Below are 15,571 nucleotides of genomic sequence, written 5' to 3'. Positions count from 1 at the left end.
AATGATTGGGAGATATGGAATTTTTACAGAATTTACTTAATGGCATACAGCTTAAAGACGAAAAGTTTAATGATGAACTGAGAAAGTCATTCTATTCCATGACTGCAAAAGAGCAGGATGACACATTGGAGAATATAAGCAGATGTATCGGCGATGATTGGTCTGATGGAATATATCTATTTTCGTATCTATTGTATATAATTAAGGATGCAAAGATAATTAAGTATATAAATAATGCTTTAATGCATAACAATATTGATGCATTGTCATTGATTAATTATATTTATCAGATTGGAGTGCTTACATTTAGCAATGCAATTGATGTCAGTAATAAGCTCTTTTTACAGACAGATGGAATATACATTAGCGCCGTTAACGATATATCTTCGCATATCAATAAAGAAAAATTAGCCTACATCCCATTCGCAGAAAGAAAAAAAGGAACAGTATTAATAGCGGCTCGGAGTATACTTGCGGAAGTCCATGCGCCTACAATGATAGTGTGTAACATATATAACTATCTGCAGAAGCTGGGATATAATGTGATAGTGCTTATAGGATACATGGGTGGTGTCCAAAAAGATAAAAAGAATGATGTTTACTATCATGCCGTAGATAATTCTTTGGTAGAGACGACCCAGAAACTTCAGACGGATCATTTTGGACTATGCATTAATGTATGTAATATAGCATTTACATCACAGTTTTTTAATCAGGAACTTGAAATGGCAGTTGATTACGTCCGTGGAGTGAATCCTGAATTTATAATTGATATAGGTGGCATGAATATAATCGCGGATGTATGCTCCAGGTTTACAACTGTATGCAGCTTTCCATGTGTTGGAACCCCGGTACATTCGGCGGCACCGGTCATTGTACGACGCTTTCATTGCGAAGGTGAGGCGGAAAAGATATATGATTCATATTTGACGCAAGATAAAAAAGTATATGAATTGATGATAGCTAATGAGCTGACCGCGGTTAGCAAAATATCACGTCAGAATGCTGCTTTGCGCAATAAAAAGGAAAAAGATAAATTCATATTGCTGATAGTAGGGAACAGGCTTGACCGTGAAGTGACAGATGAATTCCTGAACGTGCTTAACCAGATCCTGGAAGATGAACCTGATGTTTATGTTGAGGTGATTGGTGAGTGCGATAAATTGAAGAATAAAATAAAAACATCAGATAAAAGTGACAGGTATATATTCATAGGATATGCAGACAATCTTCAGGAAGCAATGGCTGATGGTGATTTATTTGTTAATCCGCCAAGAACCGGCGGCGGGACGGGAGCTTCATTGGCATTGAAAAACCATACGCCTATAGTTACACTTGGTAACTGTGATGTGGCAATCCGCGGCGAAGGCTTTGTATGTGGGGAGCTGGCCCAATATCCGGAGATTATAAAAAAGTATATACACGATGCTGGATTTATGAAACAGCAGCAGGAATACTGTGAACATCAGGATAAGCTTCTTAACAATGTGGATAGTGTCGGTAACATGAAGAAATTCTGTGAAGAACTCAGGAATTATATAATTGCAGAGGAGGAGAATAATGGAACCTATTCCGTTTAATAAGGCTATATGTCTTGAAGACTCTATGAAGTGCGTGGAGGATGCAATCAGGGATAACAGGCTCTCCGGCAATGGCAGATATACAAAGCTGTGCAGCGAATGGCTTGAGGACAGGTTCGGGGCTAAGAAGGTTCTTATGACAACGTCATGTACTGCTGCACTTGAGATGGCTGCGATGCTGCTTGGAATAAAGGAAGGCGACGAAGTTATAATGCCTTCATATACATTTGTTACAACAGCCAGTGCATTTGCAAGGCAGGGGGCAAAGATAGTATTCGTTGACGTTAAGCCCAGGACAATGAACATAGATGAAAAGCTTATAGCTGAGGCGATAACTGAAAAGACAAAAGCAATTGTTGTGGTACATTATGCAGGAATTGCCTGCAATATGGACGAGATTATGGAGATTGCCAATGCGCACAATATACCTGTTGTTGAAGATGCTGCGCAGGGTGTTATGTCTACATATAAGGGAAGATATCTCGGTACGATAGGTGCAATCGGCTGCTACAGCTTCCATGATACAAAGAATTATACAATGGGAGAAGGCGGTGCACTTCTTATCAATGATGAAAAATATATTGAACATGCAGAGATAATATGGGAGAAGGGAACGGACAGGTCTAAGTTCTTCAGAGGTGAGATTGACAAATACAGCTGGGTAGATCTTGGTTCATCATATCTGCCAAGCGAGCTCAATGTGGCATTTCTCTGGCCGCAGCTTAAGTGTGCGGATGAGATTAACGATAACCGCAAGGCAACATGGAACAGATATTACAGAGCATTTGCACCATTTGTTGAGAGTGGAAAAGTAGAACTCCCTATGGTTCCGGATGACTGTGAACATAATGCGCACATGTTTTGGTTAAAGCTTAAGAATCTGGAGACGAGAAGTGCGTTCCTTGAGTATATGCGCGATATGAATCGTGTAGGATGTGTATTTCATTTTGTACCGTTACATTCATCAAAGGCGGGGATGAAATACGGCAGGTTCTTTGGCGAGGATGTATATACAACAAGTGAAAGTGAACGTATAGTAAGATTCCCACTGTTTTATGGAATTACTGATGAACAGGTTAACAGAGTGCTGACATTGGCAGTTGAATGGATCAAAGAGAATGCCTGATAAGAATATGAAGAAAATAATATTTGGAATAACTGATCTGGCCGATGTGCTCTTCTACGAGCTTATGGCAGCAGGTGAGAATATAGATGCGTTCTGTGTTAACAGAAAATATATAACAGATACGATGCATCTTGGCAGAAAAGTTGTAGCGTATGAAGATATTAATGATATATATGATGTACATGAGCTTGGGTGTTACATTGCAGTGGGCTATAATTCAATGAATGATGCGCGGAAAAAGATATATCATGAACTTAAGGAAATGGAGATAAAAGTGCTTTCGTTTGTGCATTCTTCCGCAGTTGTTATGGCGGAAAGAGTGGGAGAAGGGTGCCTTATATTTGAACATGCAATCCTTGGCCCTTATTCACAGGCAGGCATATGCAACATATTCTATCCTAAGTCGATGCTCAGCCACCATTCGGTTACTGGAGATTTTAATTTTTTTGCAATATCGTGCTCGGTGGCAGGCAATGTAACGGTTGGAAATAACTGCTTTATCGGAAATAATGCGGCAACTAAGGACGGCATTCATATTGCAGATTATACGCTGATTGGAGCAGGCAGCTATCTGGCACATGACACGGCGGAGAAAGAGTGTGTTGTGCCGGCACGAAGTGTAACTATAGAAAATCATATCAGTACGGACTTTTTGTAAATGAAAATATTAATAACCGGATGTAACGGATTCATAGGGAAGAATTTAACAGATGCATTTAAGAAAGAGCACGATATTATTGGGCTTGGAAGAGCAGAGATAAGCCGTGCGGATGTCAGGGAATATATAAGCTGTGATATCGCTGACAGACAGAGATTGTCTGAGTGTATTCAAAAGTATAACGGAAGTATTGATATTGTCATACACGCAGCAGCAGAGATAAGTGATGATGTTGAGAAGCTTTATAATACCAATTGCCTTGGAACACAGAATATCGCTGACTTTGCTAAAACAGCGGGAGTAAGCTGCTTTGTGTATATATCAAGCGTTCCTGTAATAGGAATTCCACAATACGTTCCAATAACAGAAAAACATCCGGTAAAACCTGCAACAGTGTATCATTACACAAAGTATTTTGGAGAACAGATAGTACAGGGACTTGGGGCATGCGGCATAAGATATGGATGCTTAAGGATACCGTCGCCGGTGGGATGTGGAATGCCGGATAATAAGATATTTTCAGTATTTGTTAAAAGGTGTCTTGAAAATCAGCCGCTGCAGATATACGGCAATGGTATGCGTGTGCAGAATTATCTTGATGTGAGAGATTTGACATGCGCAGTGGACAGATTTATAGAATCGGATGCAAATGGTGTATACAATATTGCGGGTAACAGCATAAGCGACATGGAGCTTGCTGAGTTATGTAAAGAGCAGTTAAGGAGCAGATCTGATATAAGCTTGCTTAACAATAAAACTGACAGCGACAGTCAAAGATGGATTATATCACCGGATGCAGCCGGAGCAGATTTTGGATATAAACCGCAGATAAGTATCGAAGACAGTATACTATCTGTTGCGGGTCAATTGTAGATGTTATTAAAATCACAGAAATGGAGAATGGGTATGTACGAGAATGTGAAAGAAATAGAAAAAAAATTCGAGATGAAGGAGTTCCCTTTGAATGTAATTGTCGAAGTCGGTAATCACTGTAATCTTAACTGCACAACGTGTATCAATGACAAGCTTACAAGAAAAAAGGGATTTATGGATATCTTTCTTTACAAGAAGATAATAGATGAGATTGCAGATAACAATGTGTATTGCAGAGTATGGCTTGACTTTTACGGTGAACCGCTTCTCGTTAAGTACAAGCTCTATTATATGATAGATTATGCCAAGAAAAAGGGCCTGAAGAATATAAATATTAATACCAACGGAACTCTTATAAATAAAGAAATGGCAGAGATGCTGCTTGATTCAGGAATTGATTTTATAAGTATTGATGTTGATGGATTTTCAAAAGAGGTATATGAAAAAATCCGTATAGGAGCTGACAGGGATGTGCTTTATAATAATATTGAGTATCTTCTGAAGCGTAAGGCTGAGCGCGGTCTTAAGACTCCGATAATTGAAGTTAAAGCAATGGAGATGGATGAGAACAGGGACGAGCTTGATAAGATAGTTGAATACTGGAGAGCAAGAGGAGCTTGGACAACTGTAAGGCGTCTTATATCATGGGGCGGACAGCATGAGGGAATAACACATGAAAAGACTGATGAGAGATATGCGTGCGGACATGCAGTCGGTGTGTGTGCGATAACATGGGACGGTGATGTTGTTACATGTGCCATGGATGCTGATGGCAGGACTGTATATGGCAATATTAATAATCAGTCAATCAGGCAGGTGTGGAAAGAACGTAATGAGAAGATGGTATGCAAGCATCTTGAGCATAAATGGGATGAGCTGCCTGAGGTATGCAAACACTGCACAGACTGGACAATAGTTGGTGAGCAGCGATTTGATGAGAATGGTAATGCTGCGAAGCGTAACTATGATGATAAGGCAATGATGCAGAACAGCAATAACTGATAATCAGCATGGAGGTGCCGTGATGAAGGTAATAGCATTTTCGGATATACATGGTAATCAATATGCATTAAGGCAGTTCCTTAGAGATATAAAAGAGGTAGAGTATGACTGCCTTTTTTTTTGCGGTGATATGCACGGATATTATTATGGACAGCATGAGATTGCAGAAGCATTCAGAAAAATGGATAATCTGTATGCAGTTAAGGGAAATCATGATAAAATAGCAATAGATATTGCGTATGGCAATGATAATGCGAAAAGGTATTTCGCACAGTACGGTCATTCGTATGCAATGCTTGATGAGACAGCTCTTGAGTATGTATCTGAGCTGCCGGAAGTTCTGGAGATAGAACTTGAAACTAAGAAAATAGCAATCATACACGGTACATTTGAAAACGTACTTAACGGAAGAATGTATCCGAAAGACCCACTCGTATGCAAAGAGGAATATATGAAGTATGATTATGTATTCTGTGGCCATACACATTTTCGTGATATAAGAAGAACGGGCAATACAACAATAATAAATCCGGGTTCACTTGGACAGCAGAGAGATGGCAGGGGATTTGGATATGCATATGTTGATACGGATGCCGGCGATGTCAGGTTTTTTAATGTAAGCTATGATATGTCCGAGCTGGAAAGAGATATTAAAAACTATGATCCGGATAATAAGAAATTAATTGATATTCTGCACAGGGGTGAATAATGAGAAAGATACTTGTAACCGCAGTCAGCGGTGATATTGCCAATGGAATACTTAAAATACTTCAGGAGCAGGATGCGGAGCTTTATGGCTGCGATGTCAACAGTATAGCAGCAGGAATGGACCGTGTTAAGAAGTTCTGGCAGAGCAGATATGCTGTAGAAGAAGGTTATACAGAAGAACTTCTTGGAAAGTGCCTTGAGTATGGCATTACTCATCTTATCCCGGTGAATGAGCGCGAGATAGAGGTTGTAAGTGACAACAGAAAGCTGTTTGAGGAACATGGAATCAAGATAGTTATTCAGGACGAACGTATACTTGACATATGCCTTGATAAGTATAAGACTGCGCAGCTATTAACAGATAACGGATTTGATGTTCCAGACACATATGTTAATCCATGCCTTATAGAAGTGGATGGCAGCAGTTATATATGTAAGCCGAGAAAATCTAACGGATCAAAGGGAATACAGATATATTCCGCCGGTGAAATAGCAGATATTAAGAAGAGATATTACGCGGATGAGACAGCATTTAACAATATTAATGACAATATTCAAGGCGAAGACTGTGTGTACCAAAGATACATAGACAGTGATGAAGAGTATACAATAGGTGTATTCCGGGATATTGCTGTAATTAATACAATAGCCTTCCGGCGTGAGCTGAAAAACGGATACTCTAATATTGTTAAGCTGAGCAATGCCGGGGAATATGCAGAGCTTGCAATAAGGATTGCAAAGCTGCTTAATCTTAAAGGATACATAAATATACAGCTAAGAAAAAAGGATGACCGCCTGTATATTTTTGAGATAAATCCAAGAATCTCAGGTACAGTAAGGTTCAGGCATATGCTCGGATTTACAGATGTGTTATGGTGGCTTGATATGTTGGACAATATTGCAGTACCGGAATTCAGATGTGAATATAACGAAGCAGTAGGTATACGTGAATTGAATGAAAAGTATGTGATTTTGAAGACCTGATTGTAGGAATGTCACATGTAAAGAGATGATTAAAGGCGAGCAGGCCGGATAGAAAATCACTATCGCCTGCAGCACAGACACGGGATATTCTAAGGATGACAGGAAAAATCTTTATTCAGGTCAAAAAGCAGGGATTAATAAGAATTATTGCAAAAAAGAAAAGGCGTATTATAGTTTAAAATACGCCTTCTTAACCTTCTCTCCATCCTTAAGCTTCACGCATACCTGAATCTCTTCAATATCCCGGTTCTGATATTCGGCAGGTGTAAGTGTGTTGTCGTCTGAATAGTCGCGGAGCAGAGTCCAGTCACTGTTCTTGGAACCGTGGACACGGCTGTAGAAGCAGTATTCCGGCTCTGAATCCATGCCATACAGTCCTTTGGCAACCAGATTGCCACCACTGTCTTTTTCAATCCATGCATTGGCAATGTCAACATTTGAATAGTACTCTTCATATGATTGGTAGAAGTAGCCGGATAATTCATCATCCGACGGATTCGCCCTGATAAGGTCAATGAGGAGGTATGTAAGGGCGTGTGCGCCTTCGGATGACATGTGTGAAGAGTTGTGATAGAACGAGTCAGCTCTTGCAAATACATCCGGCTTTGCATATGTGAAATCATAATAGCGGATGCCATTGTCATCGGCAAGCTTCTGGAATATGGCGTGCGCTTCGTCATAATGCCCCATCGTAAGAACGTAGGCGTCATCAGCACCCGGAGTAACCATGATAAGTTCAATGTCATTATCTTTGCAGAGCTTGACAATCTTATTGAAATATTCAGTCGCAATTGAGGAATATGAGCCCTGCCATGTTGTCTCAGAATCCATGCTCAGTTTGCCGTAATTCCAGTTCCCCATTCCCTGCTTATAGAGACGCGTGCCTGATTCGGAAAAATAGTACTGGTTCTTATACTGGTAGGTATCAATGCAGGACTCAAGACTGTAGAACTTACTATACCCGGTTGTGAGCGGCTCAAACGTAATCTTAGGCAATGCAAAAGTACTCCATATTGCAGGACGCTTGACAAACATATTGAGACCAAACGCTGTCTTGGCAAGAGACGGCCTTATAGCTGCAAGCGTCTTAATTGTGGAGTTGGTATTAGTGCGGTAATAAATATCATTGTTCATGTAGTACTGATACCATACATCCATAACAACATACTGCGGCTTATTGTCAGACAGAAAATCTTTTAAAATGAGATATGAGTCACATGGAAGCTGACCTTCACTGCCAAGATTAATAGACTTCACGCCGAGCAGTTCGTCAAATTCTTCCGTGACAAAAGAGCCATATGTCGTTGACGGACCGATAAAACACATGGTATAGTCTTTGGATTCGTGTGCCTCATTAAGAGTACAACGAAGAAAATTATTCTCAGACAGATAATAGCTGAAATTAAAATATAATATATAAACAAGGCACAATACACAGATAAATCCGATTGCCTTAATAATCTTTTTTGTAGAAGCTCGCATATATATATAAAGTCCTTCACGTAATGTCATTATTGCGTTATCAAATATTATATCAAATGCGGTAAAACTTTCAAGAATGAATTGGTTTATATCAGGGAAAATGTTATAATTTACAAAGAAACAGCGCAATGTGTGACAGGCAGCCGATGTCAAATATACAGATAACCGGGATGGAAAAGAATGACAACAGTAAGTATTATATTATATATATGCGGAGATGAAGACGTTGATACAGTGCTTGCAACAGCGAAGAGCATGGCTTTATGCGATGTTTACGAAGCTGCTGCGGTATGTGCGGATAACTGTGATGTGTACCGGGAGGAGCTTGAGAAGCTTGGAATTGCTTTTGCTGACGCAAGCGGCAGGGATTATTCTACGATATCACAGTTTAAGAATGCGGCAATATCGTATACATCTGGAGATTACATGATATACATTGCGCCGGGGGAGATAATTGATGACGGCATAATCAGCCGTCTTATGACACCGGAAGATTACAGATGTTTGACACTGCCGGAGCTGATTGAAAAAGGCGCAGGACGCCTTGAACGAATTGCCATATCAAGAAAATTCGCGGCAGAATATTCCGGGTTCAATGACAGGCTGGGATGCGGTGAAGATTTTGAACTTGCGGCAAGGGCGCTGGCTTTGGAAGATAATATTGCGGAAAAAGGCACGAATGTCCGGATAATTATGTCTGAACAGTCATGCGTGATGCTTTATCAGGAACATTATCTCATGTATGCGTATGTATTCGGAAGATATGCCGCACAGCTGCAGGCGGCTGAGTGCTTTGACAGGCTTCTGGCAAAGTATATAACGGAAGCGGATGCATATGGAATCGGACAGTATTTTACATCAGAACTTGAGCTGATGATAGCTAAGAAGGACGAGTACTACAGGATTGATGATGCGATAAGACCTGTAGTTATATACATGGGAGATCCGATATGCTTTAATGTGCTTAAGTCATTTGCGTATGAATTTGCCAACAGCCTGAAACAATGCGGTGTGCCGGTAATTATGTATGACATGGCAGAACATGGAACCGGAGGACTGGCACGGTTTGTAGGTAACAGGTACCGCGCGGTTGTGGGATTCCAGACAGCGTTGTTCTCGGTTAAGATGAAAGATTCCAATGAACTTGTTAACAATCTGATTGAGGCACCAAAGTTTAATTTCCTTTATGACCATCCATTGTATCTGTATTATCATTTTACACTGCCTCTTGACAGGTACTATGTGCTTACGCAGGATGAAAATTATGCTGATTACATAAACAGGCATTATCCGGCAATTAAAGCAGGCAGGCATCTGCCGCCGGCCGGTATTGAACTTCTGCAATCAGAGCAGACAGTGTGGGACGACAGGGTATATGACGTGGTTTTTGTTGCATCATATCATGATTACAGAGAAAGAATGGCAGCGCTTGAGAGAGAATGCAGGCCTGAGGTGAAGGATATTGCATACAGGCTGCTTGAAAAGATGAAGGATAACCCCAACATGACAAGTGAAGCGGCACTTGCTGATGTTATCCATGAGTGCGGTGAGCCTGCATGCACTGTGGATGAAGCAGACGCATTTGCAGCAACACTAACAGACTGTATGGATGTATGCCGTATTGTGATGTTCTACTACCGCGAAAAAGTAATAGAGGCAATCCTTGATGCAGGCATCACGCTTCATGTGTTCGGCTCAAGCTGGAATAACTGCCCGCTTGCTGTAAGGGATAATCTTATAATACATCCTGATGTATCTTACAGGGAAGGCATAAAGCTAATGGGACAGGCTAAGGTTGCGCTTAACATAATGTCATGGCACAAAGCGGGAATGACGGAGCGTATAGCTAATACAATGCTTAATCATACAGTGTGTCTTACGGATAAGACTACATATCTTGAAAAGCATTTCACTAATGGCAGGGATATTGTAATGTATGACCTTGAGAGGATAGATGAACTGCCGGGAATGATTAAGAATCTGCTTGCTGATGATGCAAAGATGCGTGCGATTGCTGAAGCAGGATATGAGAATGCATCGGCAAACCACAGATGGATTAACAGGGCAAGGGACTTTGTGGAACTGCTGGATGGGTTAGAATAACGGTCACTTTGTGTGTGCACAAGCATACAAACATGATATGCGCAAAGGGCAGCGCAGGAATAGGAATTGGTATGAATGTTTTATTTCCTGAATGGAAGAATTTTGGCAAAGAAGATATGCTTGATGCAATGCATAATCTCGGCATTAATGTAATATGCGTTGAGTTTGAGGCGATACATGACCGCGTTAATCCGGAAGCTGAGGCGAAGCTGGATGCGCTTATTGAAGAGTATCTTAATAAGGGGGATGATTCTGATGCGGTATTTACATTTAATTACAGCCCGCTGATATCTAATGTATGCAAAAAGCATAACGTAAAGTATGTGGCGTGGGTATATGACAGTCCTCTGGTGTCGTTATTTTCATATACGATAATTAATCCATGCAATCATGTCTATGTATTTGACAGGGCACTTGCGGACAGATTCGCATCGGAAGGAATAACAACTGTGCATTACATGCCGCTTGCCGCTAATGTCAGAAGACTTGATGCAATGCATGTAAGTCCGTCGGGGAATGGCAGAGGTCTGGCACCGGAGGCAGTTAAGCGCGTAAGTGGTGATATTGCATTTGTCGGTTCAATGTATAACGAAAAGCATCAGTTGTACGAACGGCTTTCATCTATGCCGGATTTTGCAAAGGGATATCTTGACGGAATTATAGAAGCACAGATGAAGGTGCAGGGATATTTCTTTATGGAAGAGATGCTCAAAGGTCCGGTGCTTGAGGAGATGAAGAAGGCACTCGATTACAAACCGAACAGGGATGGTGTTGAGACACCCGAATATGTATACGCTAATTACTTCCTTGCACGTAAACTTGCAGAGAGGGAACGCCGCCATCTGCTCGGGATGCTGGCAGAGGAGCTTCCGGACAGCCGTGTCAATTTGTATACACACAATCCGACACCGGAGCTTCCGGGGGTGCATAATGTGGGAGCGGTTGATTATTACAATGATATGCCGTATGTGTTCAAATGCAGCCGCATTAATCTCAACATCTCGCTTAGGAGCATACAGACGGGGATACCGCTGCGCTGCATGGATATTATGGGGGCGGGGGGATTTCTGATGTCGAATTATCAGGCGGATCTTCTTGAACATTTTATTCCGGGGGAAGATTTTGTTTATTATGAAAGTGATGAAGACCTTATAAGTAAATGCCGCTACTACCTTGAACATGATGAGGAACGCCGTGCGATTGCGGCAAACGGTCATATTAAGGTGGCGGCGGCACATACTTATGAGGACAGGGTAAGGCAGATGTTTATGTAGAAGAGATGCCTATGAATTACATGAAAGCGCCATATCCATCATCTCAAGCAGTCTTGCATCATATGAGTGATACCGGGCTGCTTTTTCATATCCACGGCGTGCAATTGCCTCGCGTTCGCTGTCATGTGCCAGATAGTAAGCGCATTTGTCATGAAGCTCTTCCATTGATGAGAATGCTTCAACCTCGCTTCCAATCTCAAAATATTCCGGCAGCTCAGCCTGATAGTTGGTCAGCAGGAATCCTCCACAGCCGAGAATGTCGAATATCCGCAGTGACAGGCCGGAGCGTATTGAGCGTGCGGTTATGTTAAGGTTGATTTTGCTCTGGTTGAATATAAGAGGCATCTCGGTATGTGAGCGCGCAAATCCGCGGTTGTGTATATGCGGCAGGACAGATGTATCACTGCCGGTGTACAGGTCAACGCTGAAATTCTCTGACAGCATCTTGAGCGCACGGATACGCTCCTGCTCGGCAGCTTTGACACTTATATACTGCTGTGCCACAAGTGCCTTCCATGCGTGGCGGCTGGCCTCCGGGAATGTATAATGGTCTGGTGCGTTAGCAAGGAAAACATTTACAAAATCATCGCTGAGGCACTCCTCTATAAAATTATATCCGTATACCTTAAGCTGCGCGTCAATGAGTGCATTGGCAAAGCCTTCATAGTAAGCTGGAAGCTTTACCTGATTGTACAGGCACTTTTCGGTATACAGTGAACCGATGAATGATATGTCACTTGCAAAATGCTGCTTCTGCGCAGAGCCTGCATTGTCGATTACGCGGCGGCTGCGCTGAATATTGGTGGCGAGCGGAACGTGGAATATATGTCCCGGATTATCTGCTGCAAATTCATCATACAGGCAGCGGTCGAATAAGAATACCCGGTTGCACGGAAGCTTTATCGAATCGGAATACAGCTCCATAACCGGACTGTCGACGATAAGTGAAAAATACATTATCCCATATATGCTGCACACTTCTGCAATCCACGGAAAGAAATTGACTGTGAATACAAGTGAATAGGCAGTGCCGCTGTCAAGGTGCTTCTTTAGCACAGTTATTCCTTCGGCAGGTGTTATTTTTTTGTTATATATCTCATCAGTAACCTCATCAACATGTACAGACATTCTGTTAAATGCTTCGATGATGTCAGGCTCACAAATGCTTCCGTATCTGTATATTAAAATATTCATACTAATCTCCATTCCTGCGCTGCATTTTGCACATATCAAGTTTGTGCGCAGACACCAGTCTTTATATGAGATATTATATAGAGGAGTGGGACAAAAGGCAATCTCACAATCTCAATCACGTAAAAGAATGGCAGAATATAAAGTTTCTGCATGTTCATGCCGATACATATTTATAATCTGATGCTGGGAGGCGGAAGCTTGCAGCATTTTGTACAAAGACAGTAAGAAAGGGATAGAATAATGGCAGATAATACAGTTAACGGAGCAGATAATAAGGAAGTAATTGAAGCGGTGCTTACTGCATCAGAATATTGCAAGAAGCTTGAGAGAGCACTTGGTAATGTTGCATTTGAATTTGAGAATGGCAAGGCTGATGACACTGAGGATTATGCAAAGAGCATACTCGAAGGTGTGAACTGGACGATACAGGTATACAATGCAACTAAGGATTACCTTAAGGAGATTGGTGTTGAGGTTGACCAGAATGCTGTCAACGAGGCAATTAAGGCAATCGGCAAAGCGTATGAAGATGACGATGACAATGCCAAGGCAGAGCTGTTCAAGGGTGAGCTTAAGAACTTTATCGGTGCAATCGCACTTGCAGGCGGAAGAATTAATTGAATTAATTAATTAAAATTTAATTGACAGAATGGCATATATAAAGCGATAATATTGTGATAACTGTTTTATTATATCAGAACAGCACGGAGGTCAGAATGAAAGGTTTCGTTAAGAAGATATACAAAGATGTTATCGCTGTTATTGTTATGCTGGTGCTTACCGGCGTATTGATGTACGTATTTATGGATATGCAGAATTTTGACCTGCAGTATCCGATGTCATACGACGGCGGCGATGGAATGTCATACCTTGTTAATGCCGTAACACTTAAAGAAGGCATGAATACTATGGAGACGGACAGGCTTGGTGCGCCTTACGGATATTATGGGTATGATTTTTATGCAAGTTCACTGCATAATTTTGATAATATGGTGCTTAAGATATTTGTGGCATTCACGGATAATCCTGCAATTGCAGTTAATCTTATGTTCCTGTCAACATTTCCTATGATTGCGCTGCTTGCGTACTTTGCACTGAGGCAGATGAGGATACGACCATGGATTTCGGTTGCCGGAGCGCTTACATTTACATTTATGCCGTACATATTCATGCGCGGAATGAATCATTATGTGCTTGCATGCTACTATTTTGTGCCGATATCGATTCTGTTCTGTATATGGATATATGAGGATGACAATTTCTTCAGACTTAACAGAGGATTTTTTAAGAACTGGAAGAACTATTTTGCAATAGTTTTATCAGCATGCATAGCTAATAACGGAATTGCCTATTATGCATTTTTTACATGTTTCTTTCTTATTATAACAGGGCTTGTAAAAGCACTTAAGGAGAAGAAGTTCGGATATCTTGGCAAGGCATTATCGCTTATAGTTCTTGTGGCCGGATTTATGGTGGGGGCGCTTATGCCTAATGTGCTCTACATAAGGGCGAATGGAGCCAATAAGGACGGATTCATGCGTACTCTTGACGGTGTTGAGACATATTCGCTTAAGATAGCCCAGCTGTTTATTCCGCTGGAGTCACATGGAAGTTCGTCACTTGAGAATATTATAAATGAATATAATGACGCAATGCCGCTTGTTAATGAGAATTACATGGCTTATCTTGGAATTATGGGATGCATCGGTTTTCTTGCGCTGCTTGTTGTACTGTTTCTTAAGCGCATGGGAGATGACAAGCCATACAAAGTCCAGCTTGAGCTTTTGTCGCTGCTTAATATCGCTGCGATACTTCTCGGAACGATAGGAGGCTTCGGAAGTCTGTTCGGACTGCTTGTTACGGATATGATAAGATGTTATAACAGAATTTCGATATTTATAGCATTTATCTCGATAGCTGCAGTGTGTATACTGCTTAATGTACTGGGTACAAGGATTCTTGAGTCAGGCAGAATCGCAAAGCTTGGCAGATATGCATGCGGCTCAGTATATGGGGTGTTTGCTGCGGTGTGTGCAGTGGTGACACTCTGGGGAATATGGTTCCAGTATCCGGGACTTAGGTTTGATTATGATAACTTTAAGAATTATTATATATCCGACCATGAATTTGTAACCAGAATAGAGGATTCTCTTCCTGCAGGCTCGATGATATACCAGCTTCCTTATCATGAATATCCTGAGGGCGGCGCTGTTAATGATATGAATGATTATGATCTCTGGATAGGATTTATCCATTCTAAGACATTAAGATGGAGCTATGGCGGTGTTGTCGGAAGAGATGCTGACAACTGGCTGTCTACAGTGAACAATGATGATGTTCCCAAGATGCTTAAGACTGTCAGGGAAAAAGGATTCGCAGGAATATATATTGACAGACGGGCATATGAGGATGATGATGTATTGAATCTTGAGAATGCATTGAGAGGACTGCTTAGTGAAGAACCGATAATAAGTAATAACGGTGCATTGAGTTTCTTCTATATTAAATAGTATCTGATACATGGTTGTAAGAGGCAGGGCATTGTACCCTGCCTTTATATGGATTGTTCCTTAAAAAAAACAATATT

General features: G+C 41.3%; 13 protein-coding genes. 11 read left to right on the top strand and 2 right to left on the bottom strand.

What is annotated here, in order from left to right; genetic code table 11:
- The first annotated feature begins 14 nt into the window (after window positions 1–14).
- The 7 genes from NQ488_12695 to NQ488_12665 are packed head-to-tail and all read left to right on the top strand — an operon-like array spanning window position 15 to window position 6,931.
- Window positions 15–1,580 carry a glycosyltransferase gene (locus tag NQ488_12695; GenBank protein UWN95395.1) on the top strand — a complete coding sequence of 522 codons (1,566 nt, stop codon included), beginning with the start codon at window positions 15–17 and terminating at the stop codon, window positions 1,578–1,580.
- Entirely contained in the window at window positions 1,561–2,706 is a 1,146-nt protein-coding gene (gene rffA / locus NQ488_12690; protein UWN95394.1) for a dTDP-4-amino-4,6-dideoxygalactose transaminase, read from the top strand. Before NQ488_12695 ends, rffA begins: the two co-directional genes overlap by 20 nt.
- Window positions 2,681–3,364, top strand: a complete 684-nt coding sequence (locus NQ488_12685) for a hypothetical protein (GenBank protein ID UWN95393.1) — start codon at window positions 2,681–2,683, stop codon at window positions 3,362–3,364. The genes rffA and NQ488_12685 overlap by 26 nt, the downstream gene beginning before the upstream one ends.
- Entirely contained in the window at window positions 3,365–4,237 is an 873-nt protein-coding gene (locus NQ488_12680) for an NAD(P)-dependent oxidoreductase (protein UWN95392.1), read from the top strand.
- Between the two features lie 33 nt (window positions 4,238–4,270).
- On the top strand, window positions 4,271–5,239 hold the full coding sequence (locus tag NQ488_12675) for a radical SAM protein (protein UWN95391.1): 969 nt from the start codon (window positions 4,271–4,273) through the stop codon (window positions 5,237–5,239).
- Between the two features lie 22 nt (window positions 5,240–5,261).
- Window positions 5,262–5,948 (top strand): metallophosphatase family protein, encoded by a 687-nt coding sequence (locus tag NQ488_12670; protein UWN95390.1) that lies wholly within the window; start codon window positions 5,262–5,264, stop codon window positions 5,946–5,948.
- Window positions 5,948–6,931, top strand: coding sequence for an ATP-grasp domain-containing protein (locus NQ488_12665; GenBank protein ID UWN95389.1), 984 nt, complete (start codon window positions 5,948–5,950; stop codon window positions 6,929–6,931). The genes NQ488_12670 and NQ488_12665 overlap by 1 nt, the downstream gene beginning before the upstream one ends.
- Window positions 6,932–7,099: 168 nt before the next feature.
- Here the strand turns inward: NQ488_12665 and NQ488_12660 are convergent, their stop codons facing one another.
- Window positions 7,100–8,443 carry a hypothetical protein gene (locus tag NQ488_12660; GenBank protein ID UWN95388.1) on the bottom strand — a complete coding sequence of 448 codons (1,344 nt, stop codon included), beginning with the start codon at window positions 8,441–8,443 and terminating at the stop codon, window positions 7,100–7,102.
- Between the two features lie 150 nt (window positions 8,444–8,593).
- Here NQ488_12660 and NQ488_12655 point away from each other — a divergent pair, with 150 nt between their 5' ends.
- Both NQ488_12655 and NQ488_12650 read left to right on the top strand, forming a co-directional pair.
- Window positions 8,594–10,516: a glycosyltransferase gene (locus NQ488_12655; GenBank protein ID UWN95387.1), complete on the top strand. Its 1,923-nt coding sequence runs from the start codon at window positions 8,594–8,596 to the stop codon at window positions 10,514–10,516.
- 71 nt (window positions 10,517–10,587) lie between these two features.
- A complete protein-coding gene (locus NQ488_12650; GenBank protein UWN95386.1) occupies window positions 10,588–11,790 on the top strand; it encodes a DUF3880 domain-containing protein in 1,203 nt (400 codons plus the stop codon).
- Between the two features lie 9 nt (window positions 11,791–11,799).
- Here the strand turns inward: NQ488_12650 and NQ488_12645 are convergent, their stop codons facing one another.
- Window positions 11,800–12,984, bottom strand: coding sequence for a glycosyltransferase (locus tag NQ488_12645; protein ID UWN95385.1), 1,185 nt, complete (start codon window positions 12,982–12,984; stop codon window positions 11,800–11,802).
- Window positions 12,985–13,224: 240 nt separating this feature from the next.
- Here NQ488_12645 and NQ488_12640 point away from each other — a divergent pair, with 240 nt between their 5' ends.
- Both NQ488_12640 and NQ488_12635 read left to right on the top strand, forming a co-directional pair.
- Window positions 13,225–13,605, top strand: coding sequence for a hypothetical protein (locus NQ488_12640; protein ID UWN95384.1), 381 nt, complete (start codon window positions 13,225–13,227; stop codon window positions 13,603–13,605).
- Window positions 13,606–13,700: 95 nt separating this feature from the next.
- Entirely contained in the window at window positions 13,701–15,494 is a 1,794-nt protein-coding gene (locus NQ488_12635) for a hypothetical protein (protein ID UWN95383.1), read from the top strand.
- The last annotated feature ends 77 nt before the right edge of the window (window positions 15,495–15,571 follow it).

The organism is [Bacteroides] pectinophilus (assembly GCA_025146925.1).
Classification (GTDB): domain Bacteria; phylum Bacillota; class Clostridia; order Lachnospirales; family Lachnospiraceae; genus Bacteroides_F; species Bacteroides_F pectinophilus.
This window is presented reverse-complemented; position numbering and strand designations above follow the sequence as displayed.

What these genes read in the sequence shown, in the direction of transcription:
- rffA (UWN95394.1), top strand. Translation starts at nt 1,561, where the DNA reads ATGGAACCTATTCCGTTTAATAAGGCTATATGTCTTGAAGACTCTATG.
- NQ488_12675 (UWN95391.1), top strand. Translation starts at nt 4,271, where the DNA reads ATGTACGAGAATGTGAAAGAAATAGAAAAAAAATTCGAGATGAAGGAG.
- NQ488_12635 (UWN95383.1), top strand. Translation starts at nt 13,701, where the DNA reads ATGAAAGGTTTCGTTAAGAAGATATACAAAGATGTTATCGCTGTTATT.
- NQ488_12665 (UWN95389.1), top strand. Translation starts at nt 5,948, where the DNA reads ATGAGAAAGATACTTGTAACCGCAGTCAGCGGTGATATTGCCAATGGA.
- NQ488_12660 (UWN95388.1), bottom strand. Translation starts at nt 8,443, where the DNA reads ATGACATTACGTGAAGGACTTTATATATATATGCGAGCTTCTACAAAA.
- NQ488_12680 (UWN95392.1), top strand. Translation starts at nt 3,365, where the DNA reads ATGAAAATATTAATAACCGGATGTAACGGATTCATAGGGAAGAATTTA.
- NQ488_12695 (UWN95395.1), top strand. Translation starts at nt 15, where the DNA reads ATGGAATTTTTACAGAATTTACTTAATGGCATACAGCTTAAAGACGAA.
- NQ488_12650 (UWN95386.1), top strand. Translation starts at nt 10,588, where the DNA reads ATGAATGTTTTATTTCCTGAATGGAAGAATTTTGGCAAAGAAGATATG.
- NQ488_12640 (UWN95384.1), top strand. Translation starts at nt 13,225, where the DNA reads ATGGCAGATAATACAGTTAACGGAGCAGATAATAAGGAAGTAATTGAA.
- NQ488_12655 (UWN95387.1), top strand. Translation starts at nt 8,594, where the DNA reads ATGACAACAGTAAGTATTATATTATATATATGCGGAGATGAAGACGTT.
- NQ488_12645 (UWN95385.1), bottom strand. Translation starts at nt 12,984, where the DNA reads ATGAATATTTTAATATACAGATACGGAAGCATTTGTGAGCCTGACATC.
- NQ488_12670 (UWN95390.1), top strand. Translation starts at nt 5,262, where the DNA reads ATGAAGGTAATAGCATTTTCGGATATACATGGTAATCAATATGCATTA.